Origin of the sequence: Mesorhizobium sp. M2A.F.Ca.ET.046.03.2.1 (assembly GCF_003952425.1) — a bacterium.
Classification (GTDB): domain Bacteria; phylum Pseudomonadota; class Alphaproteobacteria; order Rhizobiales; family Rhizobiaceae; genus Mesorhizobium.
Genome location: NZ_CP034449.1, coordinates 1,261,526 through 1,283,404, shown reverse-complemented (window position 1 = coordinate 1,283,404; position 21,879 = coordinate 1,261,526). Strand labels below are relative to the sequence as shown.

Sequence of the window (21,879 nt, the reverse complement as noted above, 5' to 3'; positions counted from 1 at the left end):
CTCTATGCCCTTCATGCGTGTGCCTCGCGAAGGTTTTGGGGTCCCAAGTTTACGGCGAGGACAGAACACCACCGCAGAGACTGCGTTCAAAGCGACCGCGATCAGCAATGGCGAGTTGGTGCACTTGGCGACCGTTTCCCCAGCTTCCCCAGAAACAGAGTTGCCATTCAGGGGGCGTTTATAGGGCCCCGATCTCAAAAATACGGCTGTTCTCGATCGAAGGCTCGGCGGGGTCTTCTGTCAGACGAACTTCGGACATTGATCCTAACAGCATTTGCCACGCGCAACGGCTATTGTGCATTGCACAAAATCCGACCCCCAGCTAGACGTCCTTCCGCTGCGGGAATCGGGCTTGGAACCCAGCGGCGGGGCAGCGAGAACCGAGGCTTCGTCGATATCGCATTCATAGCTGAGGACCTTCATGACCCTTTCGAGCCCTGACAAATCCGGCACCGCTAGTCTCGAGGCAATCGCGCGAGACGGCGGCGTGCTGCGCCGCATCGCCGTGCGCATTCCCACCTATCTGTCGGACATTCGGGAGAACCCGGCATGGCTGCCGATGTTCGTGCTGGCCCGCACCATGCCGGCCCGCAGGATGCATTGGCGTGGGGCAAAGCCGGTTTGCGTGTCGCAAAAGGCCCACGACACGATGTTTGCCGGCGTCGATCGCCAGGACGTTGTCGAGGCGCTGCGGTCGGATGGGCTGTTTTGCGGGCTCGTCCTTCCGACTTTCATCCATGAGGAGATCGCCGCCTTCGCCCGGTGCACGCCTTGTTTCGGCAATTTCGATCGGCGTCTCGAATTCATGCCTGAGGACCATGCCGGGGCCGAGAAGCGTTTCGGCCGTTCCTTGCTCAGCGGCCACTATTTCGAACGCATCCTCGGCTGCGAGGCAGCGGTCGCAATCCAGAACGACCCGCTGCTGCTCGACATCGCCGCGCATTATCTGGGCGCTCAGGCGAAACTGATCACCACACGCGTGTGGTGGAGCTTTCCCACCGGCCAGGCTTCCGACGCCGACAAGAACCGTGCCTCGCTGGGGAAGTATCATTTCGATCTCGATGACTGGCGGATGCTGAAATTCTTCTTCTATCTGGCGCCGGTCGACGAGGGCACCGGCCCGCATGTCTATGTCCGGGGCAGCCACAAGCGGCGGATCCTCAAGCATCAACTGACGCTGCTCGTCGGCCATCCCGCGCATGAGGTTCTCAACGTCTATGGCGATGACAGCCCCGTCACGCTGACCGGCGAAGCCGGCCTTGGCTTTGTCGAGGATCCCTTTGGCTTCCATATGGGCACCGTGCCTTCGCGCACGCCACGATTGATGATGGAAGTTGGCTTCGGCGTGTCGCCGCCCTCGCGCCGGCGCTTCCATGGCGAGCCGGTCATTCGCTGATCTCGCAAAAATCCTGAAACAGCTTTCCCCAGATCACACGCCTGGTTCTCCCTTGGGCTAGCTGGGTGCCATGGCGTCGTCATGGGATCAGCTAGCACACTGCATCGAGGTCATCCGACCTCCGGTTGGGCCTCGACTGACCCAGATCAAAGCCATGTCCTTGTCGGCGTGGTTTGATCGGCCAGTTCTTCAGGGGAAACGCATGTGCTGACCGACAGCCTGATCGTCGCTCCCATCATCTTGACAATCCGGACCATACGGCGGGCAAATGACGCTTCACCAGCCAGAACCGACGCGAGAAACGCGCCTGAGGCGATGCGGCGGACCATGGATCGCAGCGCGATCGATGTGCGACATACGGCTCGACTCCAGCAGCGTTTCGCGAAGAGAGCCGACGCGCAGGCGGCACGCTGATGCCCAGCCTTGACGACAACTTCGACATCATTGTGGTTGGCGCCGGGCCGGTCGGTCTTTCCTTCGCCGCATCGCTTGCCCACAGCGAGTTCAAACTGGCGGTTGTCGAAGGACAGTCCCTGGGAAGACTGGCAAATCCGGCTTTCGACGGTCGCGAGATCGCGCTCACCCACGCCTCGATTGGCATCCTTCGCGAGCTCGGCGCCTGGGATGTTATCAGCGCTTCGGACAAGTCACCGCTTCAAGGCGCACGCGTCCTCAACGGATCGAGTCCCTTCGCGCTGTGTTTCGATTCGCCGGCCCGGTCCGCAGAACCACTGGGCGTTCTGGTCCCGAATTGCCAGATCCGCGATGCCCTTTTCAAGATCATCCGCTTGCAGGGCCACGCCCGGCTGTTGTGCGGCCACTCGGTCGTGCGTGCAACAAACAGCCGCCAGGGAGCAGTCATAACGCTCTCCAATGGCAGGCAACTGACCGCCCGGCTTCTCGTTGCTGCCGATTCGCGATTTTCCGCCACCCGCAATCTGCTCGGCATCGGCGCCGATATCAATCGGCTTGGCAACTCGATGCTGATTTGCCGAGTGAGGCACGAGCGCCCCCACAACCAGATCGCGATCGAATGGTTCGATCATCATCAGACGGTAGCGATGTTGCCCCTCGCGCAAGGCGTGTCGTCGCTGCTTTTGACTTTGCCCTCAAACGAGGCCGACGGACTGCTTGCCCTTGACGACGCGTTGTTCCTGATTGAATTGACAAAGCGCTGTCGAGGGCGCCTCGGCAAGATGAGCCTGGCAAGCCAACGCCATATCTACCCGTTGGTTACAACCTGGGCGCACAGGTTCCGGGCGCCGAGCGCCGCATTGATCGGCGACGCTGCCATCGGCATGCACCCGGTGACCGCGCATGGCTTCAACATCGGCCTCGGCGGCCAGAAGCATCTCGCCCATGCTATCGAGACAGCATGGCTTGAGCGTCGCGACATTGCCGATCCCGACATGCTCCACAGATATGAAAGCCGATTGCGCCTGTCGGCGGCGCCGCTCTATCATGCTACGAATATCCTCGTCGGACTCTACTCAAGCGAGCATCCGGCGGCACGGCTAGCAAGGCATGTGGCGCTGCGCCTGGGACAACATCTTCCCTTTGTCCGTCATGGCATTGCGGCCATGCTGAGGCGGTGAACCCCGGTCACATTGGAGTCATCATCAGCGTGGCGGCGTAGCCAATTTTTGACCCGCGCAACGCGCAGCCGGCTCCTGCTTGCACGCACGTCGTTCTCAGCTGGATACGGCGCAGCCGGCATACGAGACCTGTCCACCGCGCCCATTGGAAGCAGCGGTCCACGGCAACGGCATCGCAGCCCCTCGTCAAATCGACTGGACAGGAGGCAGCTCAAGACGACAACCTGCGCCGCCTATCAGGCGACCTCGCCATCCGGGCCGCCCTTCTTTCCGCCCTCAGGTGCTTTCACCGACAGTCCGGTTGACCGGCAACACTCGAGAGCATTGAATTCCTATTGGCGAGCGCGACAATCGCGCAATCGGCATGCCGCCTTGCCGCAACTTGTCGAGTCAGAGGCTTCCCGGGATCCTGTTGCCGCCGGCCAACCAGAGCTGCGACCGTGCCCCAACGGTCGCAGTGTTTGCTGACGCCTGACAGTCGGGCTCATGCTCCACTTGACCGCTGCTTCGGCACGAGGCGCAGCCACGCGCTGGCCGTCTTGAAGCAGGTTGTGTCACCGACAGCTGCCGTCGGCGCCGTCGCTCTATCGGCCCAATCGAGCACGACCAGAAGGTTCAGAGCAAGGCCTTTGAAACGCATGGTTTTAGCATCCAAAGCGTGGATGCTGGCGATCTAAACAATCAATTTTACCAATCTGTGCAGGTCGTTCATAGACCGCCCACATGACATGCACCGCCGCTCCACCAACCGCGTAGTGCGCAAAAGAACCCGAAAAAGAGGAAGTCTTCGCATGCGCTCTGACGTGCAGTGGAGGTTGTGCTGGGAAAATGAGTTGCGGCTTTCCGATCATCTCGAACTCTCTGAGTTCTTCCAGAAGATCTATGAGCCTGTCGGAGCCTTTAGTGCAAAGGCTTTCGCAGGCGGTCGAAGTTGGGCCGGTGCAAGGCCGGAGGTCCGCGCAATCGGCTATGATGTGCACGGAGTAGCAGCTCACTTGGGCGTGCTGCGCCGATACATCAAAGTTGGCGACGCTGATCTGCTTGTCGCTGAACTCGGTCTGTACGGGGTGCGTCCGGATCTTGAGGGGCTAGGAATCGCCCATTCGATCAGCGCGATGTATCCAGTGCTGCAGCAGCTTGGCGTTCCATTCGCTTTCGGCACGGTTCGGCCCGCGCTCCGGAACCATGTTGGCAGGTTTTGCCGCAAAGGCTTGGCAAGCATTTTATCGGGCGTCCGCGTGCGTTCAACCCACCCGGACGTGTACCCCGATCTTCCTCCCACGCGAGTCGACGACGACGTGCTCGTCATGGTGCTCCCAATTGGACGCTCAATGAGCCAGTGGCCGGCCGGCACTTTGATCGATCGGAACGGTCCAGAGCTATGAGGGACACCCGCAATGATATCAGTCACCGCGACCCGCCCCTCATCGCATTGACCGATCTGAACCCAGCCTTGACCACGGATTTATTGTCCGCTCGCTTCCTCAAATGCACTGAAAAATCTGACATCTCATGAACCTCTTTGTTCCAGCCAGTATTGTCGCCGTCTGCTCTTATGCGCTGCTGTCGACCGTCTATAAGACCGCGCAGGTTCTTCATACCCTGCCTGCAAACGTACCGCCGACGTCGGGCGAACCGGCCGGCTGTGAGCCTTGGCCGAGCGTCGATGTCATTATCCCGAGTTACAACGAGGCACCTCGCACCCTCTCGGACTGCCTGGCTTCCATCGCAAGTCAGGACTATGCCGGAGAATTGAAGGTCTATGTTGTTGATGACGGTTCTGGAAACCGCGATGCCCTCATAGATGTACACGAGGAATACGCGCGAGACCCGAGGTTCAACTTCATTGCGCTCCCAAAGAATGTCGGAAAGCGCAAGGCACAGATTGCGGCGGTTCGCCGCTCGTGCGGAGATTTGGTGCTCAATGTGGATTCGGACACGATACTCGCACCGGACGTCATCACAAGGCTTGCGCTAAAGATGCAAGATCAAGCGATCGGCGCCGCCATGGGCCAGTTGGCGGCTAGAGCACTTCCTGTGATCGATGAATCGATTGTGATGTGACGGCTGCGTTTTGTGCTGATTCAACGTCCACCTCGATGGAGGTTGACGATGGGAAAAGCATTGAGCATGGATCTTCGGTCGCGGGTCTTGAAGGCTTCGGACGAGGGCATGTCGGCGCGGCAAGCGGCGGCGCGGTTCGGCGTGGGAGTGTCCAGCGCGATCCGCTGGATTGCGCGGGCGAAGATCGGCGAACTGGCGCCCCGCCCGCAGGGCCGCCGCCGCGCCTCCAGCCTCGATGCGCATGAACCCTTCATCGTCAGGCTGATCGAGGAGCGCAAGGACATCACGCTGAACGAGATGGTGGAGCGGCTCGTCGCCGAGCAGTCGGTGCGCATCAGCCGCAGCGCCTTGAGCGCCTGGCTTCGCCGCCACGGCTGGACATTCAAAAAAAGTCCGCGCACGCACTGGAGCAGGATCGCCCCGACATCCTGAACCGGCGCCGGGACTGGTTCGACGGCCAGCTCGACCTCGATCCGGCGAAGCTCGTGTTCATCGATGAGACCGGCCTCTCCACAAAGATGGCCCGCCTGCGTGGAAGAGCGCCGCGCGGCGAGCGCTGCCGGGCCGGCGTGCCGCATGGCCACTGGAAGACCACGACCTTCACCGGAGCGCTGCGGCTGACGGGCATGACTGCGCCCTTCGTCTACGACGGCGCCATGAACGGCAACGTGTTCCTGGCCTATGTCGAACAGGTGCTGGTCCCGACATTGTCGGAGGGCGACGTAGTCGTCATGGACAACCTGCCCGCCCACAAGGCCGCCGGCGTGCGCGACGCGATTGAGGCCGCAGGCGCGAGCCTGCTCTACCTGCCGCCTTACAGTCCCGACTTCAATCCGATTGAGAACGCCTTCGCCAAACTCAAGGCGCTGCTGCGAGCAAAGGCCGAGAGGACCATCAACGCTTTGTGGGACGCGGTCGGTGCGGTCGTCGACCTCTTCACCCCAGCCGAATGTGCCAACTACTTCAAAGCCGCAGGATATGAACCGGATTAAACAGGACGCGCTCTAGCAATCGCAATGAAACTTGGCTGACGCGGTTAATTGACATGGAATACTGGCTCGCTTGCAACGAAGAGCGGGCAGCGCAGGCTCGGTTCGGTGCCGTCATGTGTTGCTGCGGTCCGTGTGCCATGTACCGGCGAACCGCGCTCGTTTCGCTGCTGGATCAGTACGAGACGCAGCGCTTTCGAGGGAAGCCGAGCGACTTCGGTGAGGACCGCCACCTTACGATCTTGATGCTGAAAGCAGGCTTTAGAACAGAATATGTCCCGGAGGCCATCGCGGCAACAGTCGTTCCCAACAGCATGGGGCCTTATCTGCGTCAACAACTTCGCTGGGCCCGGAGCACGTTCCGTGACACGTTGCTGGGGCTCCCACTGCTGCGCGGCCTTAATATTTATCTCACATTGGACGTGATTGGGCAGAATCTTGGCCCATTATTGCTGTCTTTGTCGCTCCTGGCGGGGCTCGCGCAATTCGTAACGACAGGTACCGTGCCTTGGACGGCATGCCTGACGATCGCAGTCATGACTTTTATTCGCTGCAGCGTGGCAGCGTTTCGTTCGCGCCAACTTCGATTTCTCGGATTCTCGCTCCACACACTCATCAACATTTTTCTCTTGCTCCCATTGAAAGCATACGCGCTGTGTACATTGAGCAATAGCGATTGGTTATCGCGAGGCTCTGCGGCCAATGTGTCAAACACGGGTGGCGCCATTCCAAAGAACAACTTGGTGAGACCTGACGCAACTTACAGCGAACAGCAATAGTCACGTAGGTGGAAGAGCTTTGAGCCAGGACCAGGAACATCAAGTGTTGAGTGGGAAGTTGGGCCATGAGGATTTGCGGCGGCTCGAGACTGGTCCGATCGAACGGAAGTCTCACGGGCAAACAAGTGCGAAAAGCTCCCTGCCTGAGTCTCTGTCGACCGTCGCTGTCGATTTTGCCGGCGTAACCAAGTCGTATGGGAACAAGGTCGTTGTCGACGATCTGTCGTTCAGCGTTGCGTCGGGCGAGTGTTTCGGCCTCCTCGGACCAAACGGGGCGGGCAAAAGCACGATAGCGCGCATGCTCCTTGGCATGACATGCCCCGACGCGGGCACGATCACGGTGCTCGGCGTCCCGGTGCCGGCGCGCGCTCGGCTGGCACGCAGGGGCATTGGCGTGGTCCCGCAATTCGACAATCTGGACCAGGAATTCACCGTACGCGAGAACCTGCTGGTGTTCGGCCGCTACTTCGGCATGAGCACACGCCAGAGCGAAGCGGTTATCCCGTCGCTTCTCGAATTCGCTCGCCTCGAGCGAAAGGCGGATGCGCGTGTCTCGGAACTGTCCGGCGGGATGAAGCGATGCCTGACGATGGCGCGGGCTTTGATCAACGACCCCCAGCTCATTGTGATGGACGAGCCGACCACCGGCCTCGATCCGCACGCGCGCCACCTGATCTGGGAGCGGCTGCGCGCCCTGTTGGCACGCGGCAAGACGATTATCCTGACGACGCATTTCATGGAAGAGGCTGAGAGATTATGCGATCGGCTATGCGTGCTCGAAAGAGGTCGCAACATCGCCGAAGGCCGCCCGCAGGCGCTTATCGACAAGCATATAGGATGCCAGGTCATGGAGATCTACGGCGGCGATCCGCACGAGTTGCATTCGCTGGTCAAGCCACATTCTCAGCGCATCGAGATCAGCGGCGAAACCCTTTATTGCTATGCGCCAGACCCTGACCAGGTGCGCACGCGACTGCAGGAGCGTGCAGGTCTGCGTCTTCTTCTGCGCCCAGCCAATCTCGAGGATGTTTTCTTGCGGCTGACCGGGCGCGAGATGGAGGAGTGAACGATGATTGAAGGTTTTGCCGCGGCGCTGCCGGCCAATGCGTGGAACTGGGTTGCGGTGTGGCGCCGCAACTATCTGGCATGGAAGAAAGTCGCACTCGTGTCGATTCTCGGTAACCTCGCCGATCCGATGATCTATCTTTTCGGACTCGGCACCGGTCTCGGCATAATGGTCGGCCACGTCGACGGTGCGTCGTATATCGCCTTTTTGGCGGCCGGCATGGTCGCGGTAAGTGCGATGACCGCCTCTACCCTCGAAACATTGTACTCGGCTTTCGCTCGCATGCATTCTCAACGTACATGGGAAGCCATGCTGTACACGCACGTCACCCTCGGCGACATCGTATTGGGTGAACTGGCCTGGGCAGCCACGAAGGCGTTCCTGGCCGGTACGGCAATTACAATTGTCACGGTAACGTTGGGCTATGCAGCCTGGCCGTCCGTCCTCTATGGGCTGCCAATCATTGCTCTGACGGGATGCGTATTTGCGAGCCTCGCGATGATCGTCACCGCACTTTCGCCCAGTTACGATTACTTCGTATTTTACCAGACGCTTGTGCTCACACCTATGCTGTTCCTGTCGGGCGCCGTTTTCCCATTGAATCAGCTGCCTGAGGCCTTTCAGAAGATAGCGCGGTGCATGCCGCTGTCACATTCGATCGACCTCATTCGCCCGATTATGCTTGATCGCCCGATCGCCGGCATCGCCCTGCACATCGGTGTGCTCGGCCTGTACGCACTCTTGCCATTCTTTCTCTCGATGGCGCTGTTGCGCCGCCGACTGATGCGCTGACGCGAAAGAGAAGGAGATAAATTATGCGCTATGGACGCAAATAAAACGACATCGCCAGCATGTGCCGCGAAGGGTTTAGCTGGCGTCGATTCAATCTCACAACGCTATGGAACAACCGGCGTCTCGAGCACAGGATCTTATGTTGATCCCGGTGGACCCAAGAGAATTCTTTGAGGTCAGTGATGTCTGACTGGCGTTAGCCGGGGGGCGAATGACAACGCAGCCGGTCTTTTGATCGGACCGCCTCGAGACAGGCCCATTTAGTATTCCACACGACAAATGGAGAGCAAGATGCTGTGTCTAGGATTGAACGGCGGATTGGACAAAGTCTATGAAAACAGGTTTCAGATTCCGAACACATTCATGCACGATGGCGCTGCGGTGCTCGTCCGGGACGGACAGGTCATTGCGGCAGTAGAAGAAGAGCGCCTCAATCGGATCAAACATTCCAACAAGCTCCCAATTAGTGCGGCTCAATACTGTCTTTCAGCAGCCGGGGTTCAGCTCAGCGAAATCGATCGTGTGGCGTTCTACGCTACCGAAGCCTACTCGAATGCCATGCTGGAAAACATGCTTGTTTCCCAGCCGGATGCCTCCATTCCGTTGGATGCTAAACTGTTGGTGCAGAAGCTGTTGGCGCAGGAATTCGGTACCGAACTTGACGCTTCGCGCATCTCGTTCGTAAGTCACCATCAGGCGCACGCCGTGAGTGCTTTTGCAATGTCGGGCTTCGAGCAAAGTCTGATTTTTGCGGTCGATGGCTCTGGTGATTTCCTGTCGGGCCTCATGGCGATAGGATCCGGTACTGAAATTAAGCAACTAGCGACTTTCCCAGAGAACAATTCCCTTGGGCAATTTTATCTCGAGACGATCCGGTATCTCGGCTACGGCTTGTTCGATGAGTATAAGGTAATGGGGCTTGCCCCCTACGGCGATCCCGTTCCCTATCGCGAGCTTTTCGAGCAGTTCTATGAACTGTCAGCAAACGGCGAGTATCGCGTCCACCTGGACCGCATCGGCCCGACTTTGCTCCGCAGCATTCAGGTTCGGCAAAAGGGAATGCCATTCACCCAGCAACACAAGGATGTGAGTGCGTCGTTACAGGAGGCGCTCGAACGCATCGTGTTTCACATTCTTCGGCATTATCGTGAGGCCACCGGGATGACGCGGTTGTGCCTGGCCGGGGGAGTCGCGCACAATTGCTCCATGAACGGCAAGCTGCTCTATTCAGGACTTTTCGAAGACATCTTCGTGCAGCCCGCATCGCATGATGCTGGGTGCGCACTTGGCGCTGCACTAATCGCGTCTAATGAGCTGGGCCGCCCCGCGCCGCGTGCGCGATTGCAGGAGGTTTATTGGGGGCCGGATCTCGCGAGTGATCACGCTGTCGAAGAGGAACTAAAGGCATGGGCGGGGCACCTGGAGTTTGAACGCACCGAGGAAGTGGCGGATAGGGCAGCCGAGTGGATGGCGGGTGGCGCCGTGATCGGCTGGGTGCAAGGTCGTTCGGAGTTCGGGCCGCGCGCGCTCGGAAATCGCAGCATTCTTGCCGACCCCAGGCCCGCCACAAACAAGGACCGGATCAACGCTATGGTCAAGAAGCGGGAAGGGTATCGCCCGTTCGCCCCATCAGTGCTGGAGGAGGATGCGCGCGAATTTTTTGACCTCCCGGGGAGCGCGTGCGAATTTCCGTTCATGAACTTCGTAGTTCGTGTGCACGATTCCAAACGTGGTTTGCTCGGCGCCATCACGCACGTCGACGGTACGGCTCGGCTGCAAACAGTATCGCGCAAGGCCAGTCCTGCCTACTGGAACCTCATCAATGCCTTCAAGCAGCGGACGGGCATCCCAATGCTGCTCAACACGTCCTTTAACAACAATGCCGAGCCGATCGTAGATTCAGTTGCAGACTCGATTGCCACGTTCTTGACGACAGAGCTGGATGGACTTGTGGTCGGGCCGTACCTCGTCAAAAAACGGGCCGCAACGCTGCAGGACTGGACTGCGCTCGCGGTTTCATTGCCGCCTTATGTATCCCTGCATAAAGTCCGCGAATACACGGCGCAGGATCGCCAGGAGACCGTCTGCGAAATTCGAACGGATAACCGTGACTGTGCGCGTATATCACATGACTTGTTCGATCTGCTGACGCGGATCGAAGGCGAGGCCGTGCTCGCGGATCTGCTCGACACGATTACGCTGGATCAAGCCAAGCGCGAGGCTCTCACATCAGAGCTGAGACGATTGTGGGAGCAGCGCCACGTTCGGATGCACCCCTCACAAGCTGTTCGGGTCCACCAGAAATGATGCCAGAGCCTGGACGACCGATACAAGCTGCCGAAACACCGGTGCATCCAAGAACCTTCCTATGACAGGCCGCCTGGTGCGGGGATCCGGAGCAATTGGCCGAACACCCGGATCCTGATCCACAGCCATTTATTGCAATCCGCAGGTCTTCGACTGGTGCCGCGCCAACTATATGGACTTCAGCCTCGGCCTGGCGCTCACACGACCTGCGCAAGGCATGTCGCGGATCTGGAGTCCCGCACAATGGCGCGCTTCGAGGCGTCGGCGAAAGGCGAGTCCGAAGATTAAATTCGTTCACGGAGCCGGCAGTTGGAGCCGCGTCGAACGCGTCATCGCCTCGTGTCGAGGTCAGCGAATGAGGGCGTGGCCAACGCGAGCTGTTGGACTTCGACGGGCGCATTGGATGTCGAAAATAAAACCGTTGATGTCGGCAGATCCGGAGGAAGGGGTTTGGCCGGTGAGGCTCTGAAGCGACCAGGTCGAAGCGATCCGTGGCGGCATAAGCCAGGCGATAAGGCGGCGCAAACTCGGATATCTGGCGGACGCGGGTCGGGCCGGCCGAGTGATTGATCGGACTATCGGCATCGCCAAGGATAAGCCGCGACGACGGGCCGCTCTCGGCGTCGGTCGATCTGAGCCAAGGTGTTCGAGCGCGAATGATAGCGCCGATATCCGGATGGCCGGGACGAGTGATGCCGTCCGTTGTCTGCTACTGCAAAAGCCCGATGTGACGGCCTGGCTCTCACATACCGAGCGTCTGAGTGCCTCCGGCAAGGGCGAACAGCCTCGGCGAATATTTCCGCCGCTTCCTCGACCGTTTCAGCAGAACGGTCGGTCTGCTCCTTTCGCTCAAGCACCCCGTTGTGCAACATCTCCAGCCGCGCGGCATGGTAGAGAGCGCTGCGCTTCTCAAGCTGCGCCACGCGTCGCTGAAGGATTTCCGCGAGGAACGTTGAACGTCTTCCTAGCGTGACGCGAACCTCAGTTGGCAACGCCGATCTAATCCATGCGAGTTCGACTGGAGCGCCGCAGCCTATCGCGCGGGTAGCCGAATTGGCCGCTCGCAAACTGTGCCAGTTTTTCAGTCTTGGAGCGGGGGTCGGGCTCGGGCATCGACTTCGGACAACTCTTGGCTTTCTGCAACAATAGCTGCAAACTGGTCCAGTTGGGAGGAAAAGAAATGGTCCAGTTTCCAAGTCCCGGTGGCTCAAACCGCTCGTACGGCATGGGTGCGCGCCAGATCTACGAATCGCTTCGCGAGCAGATCCTCAGAGGCGTCTACAACACCGGCAGCCAACTGCCCTCCTCACGTGGTCTCGCCGAGGAACTTGGAGTCTCGCGGACGACCGTCACCGCTGCCTACGAGCAGCTGGCGGCGGAAGGTTTCATCGACGTCCGTCAAGGCGCGCGCCATCGTGTCGCGTCCTCGCTGATCGGACCTGAGCTAACGGCCAATCCCCAAAAACAGGCCGGCCCGGGTCACTTGTCAAACTATGGCGAACGGCTGCGTGGCGCTCGGCGCTGGCCGGATTACCTGCCCAACAGGCTGAAGATCGATTTCCGATATGGCGACCTGGCGCCCTCAGATTTCCCGGCATCCGTTTGGAAGCGCACGATGAACGCGGTGATGGCGCAGCGGCCGGCACGGCTCGCCTACGACCATCCATGCGGTTCGCGCCGGCTGCGCCAGGCGCTTCAGGGCTATCTCTGGCGCGCTCGTACTGTGCGCTGCGACCCTGAGCAGATCGTCATCGTCAATGGTTCGCAGCAGGGGCTCGATCTCTGCGCGCGCCTGCTGCTCGACCCAGGGGACAGCTTCGTCATTGAGGACCCCTGCTACAGGATGGCGCGCGAGGTCTTTGCCAGTACAGGTGCCACGCCGGTTCCCGTCGAGGTTGACGAGCACGGCATGCAGACGGAGCAACTGGCGGGCGTCGCGGCCCGGCTTGCCTATGCGACGCCGTCGCATCAGTTTCCGCTCGGCGGCGTCATGCCGATCGCGCGGCGGCATCAGCTTCTGGAATGGGCGCGGGACGAGGGCGCCTACGTCATCGAGGACGACTACGACAGCGAATATCGCTACGATATCAGCCCCGTTCCCCCGCTGCACAGCCTGGAGGATCATGGGGCCGTCATCTACCTAGGCACCATCTCCAAGACGCTCTCGCCGATGCTGCGCATCGGCTATCTCGTCGTGCCGGTGGAATTGCAGCAGGTTTTCGAAACTGCCAAGCAGTTTGCCGACCGGCATTCTCCGATAGCCGAGCAGGAGTCATTGGCCTCCCTGATCGAGAGCGGCAGCTATGAAAACCATGTGCGCCGCGTGCGCCGCCTCAACGGCGAGCGCCGGGAAGTATTGCTGACCACCATGAAACGGAGTTTTCAAGATAGGATCGCCGTCCAGGGGGCAGAGGCTGGACTGCACGTCGTCATATGGTTCAACGACCTGCCGCGGTCGCGCGAAACGGCGTTGGTCGAAGCCGCGCGATACGCGGGTCTAGGTCTGCACCCCATTTCGCCGCTTTATCATCGGCAGTCGGGAGCAGGAGAGGCCGATCGCGTCGGGCTTGTCGTGGGCTATTCCGCCTTGGGCATCCGGCAGATCGAAAAAGGCGTCGAGATGCTGCGGGACGTCGTCGCTCAACTCTGAGACGCTTACGGTTTCCACGCGCGGGGTAGGCCACGCTCGTGGGTGCTCGCCGTAACCAGTCCATCGTCGGAATAATTGACAGCCGGGCACACGGACGCGCTCATGGCCGGCTCTTGGGGTTGATCTGCTTGCCACCCCGTGAGGGTGCGCTCGGTGGGTGCGTCGCACGACCAGGAGGTTCAGATTCAAGGCCTTTGTCTCGTCTATCCGCAAAGTGGATGCTCGTCATCGAAACAATCGATTTTGCCGATTGAAAGGACGTCGCATAGAACAATTCAAGATGCGGCCTTAGGTGGTGTTTGTCGGTGTATGCGTTTTCTGGTGTGTGCTTTCCTGCTCTGCGCCGAACTCTAAGCGAGCCGCTCTGCTTTTCGACCAGATCGTCGGTACGGCGTGGCGGCCATTGCGTCTACGTTCGCGAACGAGCCCACTCCGGAGTGCCGAACCCCGACCTGCACGTCTCGCGCGTTGAGCACGTGCTCTCTTGGCTATGCCGATTGCGCGGCCGATGTCCGGTACAACAATTGAGGATACGCAGCTATGAAGCATCTTGATAAGATATATGAGGTGCAGAGTGAATGCGCTGATGGAACCGGCCGTCCGAGCGTTTACCTGACGTTTGACGACGGTCCCGATCCATTTTTCACACCACAGATACTCGATGTGCTGGCGCAAAACGGGGTGCCAGCGACTTTCTTCGTCATTGGTGCCTATGCCGCAGAGCACCCGGATCTCCTTCAGCGAATGATCGCAGAAGGGCACGAGGTGGGCAACCACACGATGTCTCATCCGGATCTGTCCAAATGCGGCTTGGGCGAAGTGCAACGTGAGGTATTTGAGGCGAACCGTGCCATCATGGGAGCATGCCCGCAGGCTTCGATCCGCTACATTCGCGCGCCATACGGCGCCTGGAGCGAAGAAGTGTTCACTGCGTCACAGATCGCCGGGCTGGCCGCCCTTCATTGGTCGATAGACCCAAGAGACTGGGCGCGGCCCGGCACCGACGCGATCGTCGATGCAGTGCTCGCTTCGGTCCGGCCTGGCGCAATCGTGCTCTTGCATGACGGTTGCCCTCCCGACGATTCCGGCACTCAAGCCGGTCTGCGCGACCAGACCGTTGTGGCGCTGTCCAATCTGATTCCGGCATTACATGCCAGCGGATATGAAATTCGCTCGCTTCCAGTACATCACTGAAATGCAAGATCGTATGTCTGCTTTCCCAGCCTTTATCGTGTGGTCTTGCTTATGAAGGGCTTGCATATGACCCACTTCGCCATAAATGTTTTTATTGGACTTGCCGGAGGTTTACATCGCGCGCGCCTCGGGGATCGCGGATTACGTCCACAAGGTTTGGCCAACCAAGCCGCCGTTGCCATTATAAGGGGATACGCCCGACCGCTCGGCTGCGAATCAGGCCGGTCCTCCGACTCGCGCACCCCGCTGTGGATCTGCTCGTTGATCGTCACGATAATCCGGCGCGCGACGCCATCTTTCACCTGGCCGAGTTCGTGGTGCAGAACGGCGCTGCTGCGCTGGGCCTCCTCCCACCTGGTAATGGCGCCGCCGACATTGACATGCGCCGCCGACATGCGGCCATGTGGGCCTGCAAGCGAATGCGGTCATGGTGATTTTCGCCGCCCACCGCTCGCAGCCGATGATGAGGGGAAGGAGGGACGCAATCGCGCAAAGGTGCGTTCCTCTGCCATGGCCGTCACAACAATTTAGCGAATCCAAAGCATCAAGTCTCGCCGCCGTTTGAATAGCCAGCGCGGCTTCGACCGGCGTGCAGATGTCGACATCGCGCCCGGACTGTCACAATCAGGCATTTCGAAGCACAGAAGGCGAACACGGAGAGGCTGTAATGACGCTGGTTCGTGTTTGCTCTCCGATACGAGCGTACCTCATCCCCCGTCATGAGTGAGATGGTCTGGTCATTCGATGGAGCGGGTTGGCCAAGCATGCTTGCCAGCTGAGAGCGCCCGTTACACCCGGACAATATCAGACGACAGCAACTTCAGTTCAGCGTTCACCAGAATGGATTTGGTCTCTTGCGCTAATATTTGCTTTGAGAGATGCTGGCCTCAGCCATGGGAGGGGTTGGGGGGATATGCAAATAAAGGTGTTGCCGGCACTCTGTGCGGCTGCCGCTCTATGCGGCTGTCAAACTAGCAATCAAGCAGATTACGTTCAGATCGGGTATGGGCCGAGTTTCGATGTCGCTCATGCACAGTGCGAACTTCAGAAAAGGTCAGTAGACCAAGGCTATATTGCTATCGGGTCGCCGGGGTTTGTTGCCGGTGCCGGGGTTGGCAATGCTATCGGCAATGCGATTGCCGAGGATGATTTCATGAGAAATTGTCTCATCATCAGCGGCTGGAAGCGTGCGCCGCATGGACAAGCTGGCGCGGCAGCAGCGCCGGTTGTTACCGGTGCATCGGCTACGCCCTATGGGATTGCCCGCGCGCCTGGCAGCTGGATCAACACCGCCCTGTTGGACTGGAAGGATGCGAACAACAAATGCGTTGCTGGTGACAAGGCGGCTTGCGCCACGCGAGCTAAACTTGGAGTGAAGTTGAAATCAGCCGGCATCAATCCCTCCCCGGTGTAAGGCGGGAACGACGTCATGCGAAGGAAGATCTCGATGTGCGTCGCAATCGTGGCCTTGAGTGTTAGCGGCTGCGCGGCCGACTATCTCAACAACTACGACACGATGACGTTGGCGTCAGGTGACTCCGCTCGCCAGAACCAGCTTCTCCAGACGGTCGACCCGTTCAACCCCAACAGCAACAACACGAAGATCGAGGGCGACGGGCAGCGGATGACGGCTGTCATTCAAAGGTACCGCGGAACGCCGCAGCCGGCGTCTGCCTTGCCAAACAACGGCGCCGATCTGGACTGCGCCGGCGGTAGAGGCAACAACCCTGTCGTCCAGGGACCTGTCTCGGTCGGCCCGTCCGATCGCAACCACCTTGACCGTGATCATGATGGCGTGGGTTGCGAGAGGTAGGGGAGCAAAATGAAAGTGGGGATCCGCAGACCAAGCATCGAACGCAGCTTGGCGGCCAGAACATCTGTTAAGCGTATGGTGAAGCAAAGTCTCGGCATGAAGGCTCCACGCGGTTTGGGATGGGTCACCGACCCTAAGCGAGCCGCTTACAATCGGGTCTATGACCGCACCACCGTCAGTTTCTGGAGCCTGCTCAAAAGGCTGTTTGGCGGCAGATGAAGCATTTCCGCGCCAAGCGCTCTCGCGCCAGCCGTTGGGCAAGCGTGCCGCTCCGCCTCGTGCTGGTAACTGTGGCGGCGGCTACCGCCCTGGTGACGCAGTTTGTCATGCATAACACCGGCTCGCTGCCAGAGATCAATTTGCAAAACCTGATCAAGCCGAAGCCAGTCGCGATTGGTGGAGTCGCCTCGGTCATCGATGGCGATACGATCGAGGTACATGGTCAACGAATACGCCTCAACGGGATCGACGCGCCGGAGAGCCGCCAGTACTGCGACGATGCGAAGGGGTTCGAATATCCCTGCGGCCGGCGTTCCGCCCAAGCGCTGGATGATTTCCTGGCTGCCTCCAGGCCGATTCACTGCTCGTTCGTTACGTGGGATCGCTACGGGCGCTTTGTCGGAGATTGCACCCGATCTGACGGTGCCAACGTGGCGGCGTGGATGGTCGAGCATGGCGAAGCTCTCGATTGGCCGAAGTACAGTCAGGGCGAATATGCAACGCAACAATCGAAGGCCAGTGCTGCGAGGGTCGGTTTATGGGTGGGATCTTTTCAGGCGCCGTGGGACTGGCGAGCGCAACATAGTGACGACGAGCCAACGACTGCACCGCTTTCAGTTTTCAGTAGCGGAAATGCCGGCTGCAATATCAAGGGCAATATATCGGCTGAGGGCGAACGCATCTATCACATACCGGGACAAAAATATTATAGCGTAACCCTAATTAGCCCGGCTAAGGGGGAAAGGTGGTTCTGCTCGGAAGCCGAGGCCGTCGCAGCCGGTTGGAGACGGTCAAAGCGGTAGAGTTTCTCTACAGGACGGAAACCCCTCTTTGCAGTTCGAGCTCGGTCCCTGCGCAAAAACAGTGCGACAGACCTCCGCACTCGGGTTCTTGAAGTAGGCCCTTCGCGTTTCGACCAGCCGAGAAAGCGGCCAAAGGAGCCCATGTCTGAGCGCTCTGTTGCCGGCTTGTTCAACGGGAACACAACTCGTCCAGATCATAGTAAGGATATTTCCAACTTGTTGACCGCCTTGTCCCCTTTCAGAAAATTTCCTGATGCAAGCCCAGCAATTAAATGGCAGGGTAAGATGGGAAAGTAAAAAGGCGGGGCGCCGAGTGAATTCAAGCATGAGCCAAAAGCTGGCCAGCTACGGCCAGTGGACATACCGTGGCGCTTGGGCGCTCGAGATTACAGCATCCATCATCGGATTGGCCACCGGTCTGGCTTTGGGTGTTCAAGCCTTCGAAGCCAGCCAATCAGCCACGGCAATGGACTTGGTTCTGGCAAGCGCTCCGTTCTTCATCGTGTCGATTGCCGAACTCACCAAAATCCCGATCGCAACGCTTCTGTACAGCGCGTCCTGGTTCTGGAAGCCTGTACTTTTGATCTTCCTGCTCCTGCTTGCCGGCATCACTTTCGAAACTGTGCTGCTTGGCCTGGAGCGCGCCGGCACTCTTCGTGAACTGCAATACGAGGAGATAGCTGATGAGATCGACACTCTCACCAGGGAAAACGCAAAGCTGACCGCCTCGGATGAAGCGGCAAAACAGACGGATCAGGTTGCCAAAGCAAAGGCCGGTCTTGAGGAGGTGGGCACCCTTGCCGACAATGCACGAAAGGAAATTCAAGCGCGTATCGGGGATGTCGACGCGGAACTACAAGCCACCACGGCACTGACACCCGAGGCGGCAAAGGCAAGAGAACAGCTTAAGGATCAGGAGCAAAGGCGCACGGACCTGGTTGCGGAAAGAGACACAAGGGTCAAGCAAGCGGTCGAGGAATTTGAGCGGCAAAGAGACAGTTACGTCGAACGGATCAAAGACGCCAGGGTAAGCGGCGACGCGGCTTCAGCGAAGCGCTGGGAAGACGGGATCGGAAAGCTCGCTAATCCCCGCACGAAGACGGAGGCAAAGTACGACCCGCAGATTCAGGACCTTGATGAGCAGATCGCGGCTGCCCGCGCTGAGTTCGACCGGCTGAGGCTACAAAGCCCCAAGATGACCGATGAACAGAAACAGGTGCTGCAAAATCGGCGTGTGGATCTGGAGAAGTCACTGGACGAGATTTCGGCCGATTGGGAGCGACGGCTTTCTCAAGCGCGAGAAGACCTGTCCGCGGCGCAGAGCGCCGAAGCGACTGAAGGAAAGGTGCTTGCAGCAAACCAGGCGAGACGCGACGAGATAGCAAAGCAACTCAACGAGCTTGAGAAAAGGCGAATCCCGCTGGCTCGGACTGACCAGATCCGGCGAATTGCAGCGCGGTGGTACAGCGAGAAGCCTGAACAGGTAAGCGAAGGCGAGGCAGGAAAGATAGCGGCCATTTGGTTTGGCTCGCTTGCGGTCATCGCCGGCCTTGCCGGACCGATCACCGCGATGGTGGCTCTCGGTCTGCAGCGCATCGCTGCACAGGCTGAATCTCGTTCCGAGAACCGGTTGTCACGTCTGATCCGGCGTCTGCTTCTAAGGTGGCGCTGGCACCGAGTGCGAACTGTCAAAGTGCCCGTCGAAGTGCCGGTGGACAGGGAGGTGGAAAAGCGCGTCGAGGTCCCGGTCGAAAAAGTGGTGAAGGAGATTCTGTATGTTCCAGTACTCACCGACGATCCAGACGCGCTGCGCAAAGCATTGAACGAGGAATTGCCGGCGGACGTCGTGGATCTCGTGAAGGTAGCAGCAAAGGGCGGTCGCAAACGTGCTGGTCCGGCATAACACTGCACTTCTCGAAAAGGCGGTCGACCTGGTCGTCAAGCAAGCGGCAATTCCCACTCTGGAGGCTGAAGCTGCAGCCTACGACAGGATGGCCCGCGCTAATGCCTTCCGCAGGATGATGACGGGCGCAGCCGTGGCGGTTGCTGCGGTCGGCATTGGTTATGGAGCAGCATTGTTCTTCGGGCGTGAGATCAGACCGCCAGTCGCGCCTGATAAGCCGGTCGAGAAGCACACCGACAGACTCGATCCGTCTGACATGACCACACAACCCAAGTCGGTCCGAACCGATCCACCTAAGGAAGCAAAGCCGGTCGAGCCTTCACCGGCACCGCTGCCCAAGCCTGACAAGGTGACCGAGGATTTCAACAAGTTCCTCACGAAGGAGGTCGACTTCGGGGGTGCTCACTGGACGCTTACATCGGGGCACTACTTCACCGAAGAGAACGATCCCACTTGGGATCGAGCGTGGTGCTACACCCGTCGGCTTGTGAACGGCGTCGATGTCAACACAGACCTTGTAAACCGGCTGACCCCAACGGCGACGCCCCAAGCTCCCATCGCGCCGCCAGCGACACTCGCATCAGTCGGGCTAAACGACGATTCCGCCAGGGAGCTTGCATCCAAATGTGCTTGGCTCGACGGCAAGGCTTTTAGCCCAGCAGACTTCGAGCTCCCTTCTGGACGGGCCGAAGCGGCCAAGAAGCTCATCGCGCAAGATGGTTGGGACGCGATGGGGTTCGACCTCCAAGGAATGCCGCTCATGAACCTCTCGTTCGATCAATGCCAGACCAGATGCGAGGGTGACGATCAATGTCAGGCCATCACCTATGACAAGAAGCACTCCGCGTGCTTCCTGAAGGGCGATGCCTCGATCCTGGTTAGGGCTCCGGACGCCGCCATGGCAGCAAAGCCCGCGGTCGCGAGCAAGGTCGAGTATTCCAGCCTAGTCTTCTACAAGAATACGGTGGTCGTAGGCGATTCCTATTCGAACGAGCCTAGCAATTATGCCAGTTGCGTCACTGCTTGCGCCGTGGACCAGAAATGCTTGGGCTTCAATTTCGATGGTCCGAACAACATGTGTTCGATGCTGAACCAGGTGTCCTCGCTCTCTGTCTTCAAGGGCGTGGCTTCGGGAACGAAGGCAGCCGGCAATCAATGACCCGATCCCTGACAGGCTTCCTCGATAGTCTGCAGGAGCCGCGGACGCCCTACAACTCGCCGAAGCGGTTATCGCAGGCGCTCGGCGTGAAGGTAGCCAACCTGGCCCAGTTGACGGGGGTTTACCGCAACACGCTTCGTAACCCGTCATCGGAGCGCCTGCAGGGTCGGATGCGCGAGATGGTGAAGGTGATCTCGGCTGCGACGGAACTTACCGGCGACATAGACAAGGCGATCTACTGGTACCGCAACGAACCGATCGCCGACTCCTGGACGGCTGGGACGGCCCCTGGCAAAAATGGGACTGTCCCGGGCGCCAGATCGCTCGCATCGAGAAGAAAACCCCGCCATCATGGCAGCTTGCGGACATGGTCATCACGGCCGGGCTGCGCGGCATCCTGTCCTGTCGCTGCGTCATGCCGGTGGCACCGACCTGGTGATCTTTCCGGCCAATCTTGTCGACGGCGATCATGTCGCGGTTCACGATCCCGATCACCGGCTGCCACCCGACCAGTCGTCCTGTCCTGAGCCTGTCGCTGTGGCGCAAAGCGACAACGCCCAGGTGGTGCTAGCCGCCGGCGACCGACACAACTCATAAAGGGCGGCCGGCGAGTTCAGCGCGAATCTCATCGATGACCAAGTCAAGACACCCCTTGCCTACGACGCAGCGCGAGCACCTCGCGCGGCGCCGCTTCGTTGGCTGCAATGATCACCGCTTCGACGCGGCCCATCCATTCGGGCCAGCGCAGTTCCACCGGCTGATGTTCCCGAACAGCGACGCCTGATCGTTCGGCTTGCGGCGGGCGGACGCTTGGTTCATCGCTACAGCCCAAACAGCCGGAAGGGGGCGGCCCGACAGCTCGCGCACCGCCTCGAGCAGTTACAGTCGCTCGAACAGGCGCGGCGCCGCAAAGCGCGACAGGTTTTTGTCACAAGCGATCCGGCGACAGCATCTTCATTCGGGAGTAAAAATAACGTCGCCGGCGCCCTTGGCGCGCAGTTCTGGTGCCGCCGCCAAGAGTTTTCGGCGCGGCGACAGCTCGCCGGCCAGCCGGCAGGCACTTCAGCCAGCGCCAGGCAAACCGCCCGCTCAAAACGTTTGTTCCCAGCGCGGATGCGCTTGCCGCAACTATAAACCCTGCGTCAAGATT

18 protein-coding genes and 3 pseudogenes are annotated in these 21,879 nt (G+C 59.6%); all 21 read left to right on the top strand.

Annotation, left to right across the window (positions count from 1 at the left end; all coding sequences use genetic code 11):
• Positions 1–421 precede the first annotated feature (421 nt).
• The 21 genes and pseudogenes from EJ072_RS06200 (at position 422) to EJ072_RS06095 (ending at position 21,326) form a co-directional block, all read left to right on the top strand.
• On the top strand, positions 422–1,396 hold the full coding sequence (locus EJ072_RS06200) for a hypothetical protein (protein WP_126078976.1): 975 nt from the start codon (positions 422–424) through the stop codon (positions 1,394–1,396).
• A gap of 204 nt (positions 1,397–1,600) precedes the next feature.
• Positions 1,601–1,810 carry a hypothetical protein gene (locus tag EJ072_RS06195; protein ID WP_126078975.1) on the top strand — a complete coding sequence of 70 codons (210 nt, stop codon included), beginning with the start codon at positions 1,601–1,603 and terminating at the stop codon, positions 1,808–1,810.
• Positions 1,810–2,991: a 5-demethoxyubiquinol-8 5-hydroxylase UbiM gene (gene ubiM / locus EJ072_RS06190; RefSeq protein ID WP_126078974.1), complete on the top strand. Its 1,182-nt coding sequence runs from the start codon at positions 1,810–1,812 to the stop codon at positions 2,989–2,991. Before EJ072_RS06195 ends, ubiM begins: the two co-directional genes overlap by 1 nt.
• 791 nt (positions 2,992–3,782) lie before the next feature.
• Positions 3,783–4,376 (top strand): NodA family N-acyltransferase, encoded by a 594-nt coding sequence (locus EJ072_RS06185; protein ID WP_126078973.1) that lies wholly within the window; start codon positions 3,783–3,785, stop codon positions 4,374–4,376.
• Positions 4,377–4,503: 127 nt separating this feature from the next.
• Positions 4,504–5,016 (top strand): annotated as a pseudogene (locus EJ072_RS06180) (glycosyltransferase family 2 protein); the annotation flags it as partial.
• Positions 5,017–5,103: 87 nt separating this feature from the next.
• Positions 5,104–6,047, top strand: a protein-coding gene (locus EJ072_RS06175) for an IS630 family transposase (RefSeq protein WP_189510039.1) whose coding sequence is annotated in 2 segments (ribosomal slippage) — positions 5,104–5,440 and positions 5,440–6,047 — 945 coding nt in all. Because the reading frame shifts where the segments join, the coding sequence is not laid out codon by codon here.
• An 11-nt stretch (positions 6,048–6,058) separates the two neighbouring features.
• Positions 6,059–6,823 (top strand): annotated as a pseudogene (locus EJ072_RS06170) (glycosyltransferase family 2 protein); the annotation flags it as partial.
• A 43-nt stretch (positions 6,824–6,866) separates the two neighbouring features.
• A complete protein-coding gene (gene nodI, locus EJ072_RS06165; protein ID WP_126083523.1) occupies positions 6,867–7,889 on the top strand; it encodes a nodulation factor ABC transporter ATP-binding protein NodI in 1,023 nt (340 codons plus the stop codon).
• 3 nt (positions 7,890–7,892) lie between these two features.
• Positions 7,893–8,681 (top strand): ABC transporter permease, encoded by a 789-nt coding sequence (locus EJ072_RS06160; protein ID WP_126078972.1) that lies wholly within the window; start codon positions 7,893–7,895, stop codon positions 8,679–8,681.
• 291 nt (positions 8,682–8,972) lie between these two features.
• Complete coding sequence (locus EJ072_RS06155) at positions 8,973–10,988, top strand: carbamoyltransferase (protein ID WP_126083522.1); 2,016 nt, start codon at positions 8,973–8,975, stop codon at positions 10,986–10,988.
• 761 nt (positions 10,989–11,749) lie between these two features.
• A complete protein-coding gene (locus tag EJ072_RS06145; protein WP_126078970.1) occupies positions 11,750–11,944 on the top strand; it encodes a hypothetical protein in 195 nt (64 codons plus the stop codon).
• A 224-nt stretch (positions 11,945–12,168) separates the two neighbouring features.
• Positions 12,169–13,638 carry a PLP-dependent aminotransferase family protein gene (locus EJ072_RS06140; RefSeq protein ID WP_126083521.1) on the top strand — a complete coding sequence of 490 codons (1,470 nt, stop codon included), beginning with the start codon at positions 12,169–12,171 and terminating at the stop codon, positions 13,636–13,638.
• Between the two features lie 540 nt (positions 13,639–14,178).
• Complete coding sequence (nodB, locus tag EJ072_RS06135) at positions 14,179–14,832, top strand: chitooligosaccharide deacetylase NodB (RefSeq protein ID WP_126078969.1); 654 nt, start codon at positions 14,179–14,181, stop codon at positions 14,830–14,832.
• Between the two features lie 913 nt (positions 14,833–15,745).
• The gene (locus tag EJ072_RS06130; protein WP_126078968.1) at positions 15,746–16,246 is read left to right on the top strand and encodes a hypothetical protein; all 501 of its coding nucleotides are present in this window, start codon (positions 15,746–15,748) and stop codon (positions 16,244–16,246) included.
• Between the two features lie 15 nt (positions 16,247–16,261).
• On the top strand, positions 16,262–16,645 hold the full coding sequence (locus EJ072_RS06125) for an excalibur calcium-binding domain-containing protein (RefSeq protein WP_126078967.1): 384 nt from the start codon (positions 16,262–16,264) through the stop codon (positions 16,643–16,645).
• A gap of 9 nt (positions 16,646–16,654) precedes the next feature.
• Entirely contained in the window at positions 16,655–16,864 is a 210-nt protein-coding gene (locus tag EJ072_RS06120) for a hypothetical protein (RefSeq protein WP_126078966.1), read from the top strand.
• Positions 16,861–17,667 carry a thermonuclease family protein gene (locus tag EJ072_RS06115; protein WP_189343229.1) on the top strand — a complete coding sequence of 269 codons (807 nt, stop codon included), beginning with the start codon at positions 16,861–16,863 and terminating at the stop codon, positions 17,665–17,667. Before EJ072_RS06120 ends, EJ072_RS06115 begins: the two co-directional genes overlap by 4 nt.
• 325 nt (positions 17,668–17,992) lie before the next feature.
• Positions 17,993–19,570, top strand: a complete 1,578-nt coding sequence (locus EJ072_RS06110; protein ID WP_126078965.1) for a hypothetical protein — start codon at positions 17,993–17,995, stop codon at positions 19,568–19,570.
• On the top strand, positions 19,554–20,729 hold the full coding sequence (locus EJ072_RS06105) for a PAN domain-containing protein (RefSeq protein WP_126078964.1): 1,176 nt from the start codon (positions 19,554–19,556) through the stop codon (positions 20,727–20,729). Before EJ072_RS06110 ends, EJ072_RS06105 begins: the two co-directional genes overlap by 17 nt.
• Positions 20,726–20,995: pseudogene (locus EJ072_RS36570) on the top strand (hypothetical protein); the annotation flags it as partial. The gene EJ072_RS06105 and the pseudogene EJ072_RS36570, both read left to right, overlap by 4 nt.
• Positions 20,996–21,080: 85 nt before the next feature.
• Positions 21,081–21,326, top strand: a complete 246-nt coding sequence (locus EJ072_RS06095; RefSeq protein ID WP_245467402.1) for a hypothetical protein — start codon at positions 21,081–21,083, stop codon at positions 21,324–21,326.
• The last annotated feature ends 553 nt before the right edge of the window (positions 21,327–21,879 follow it).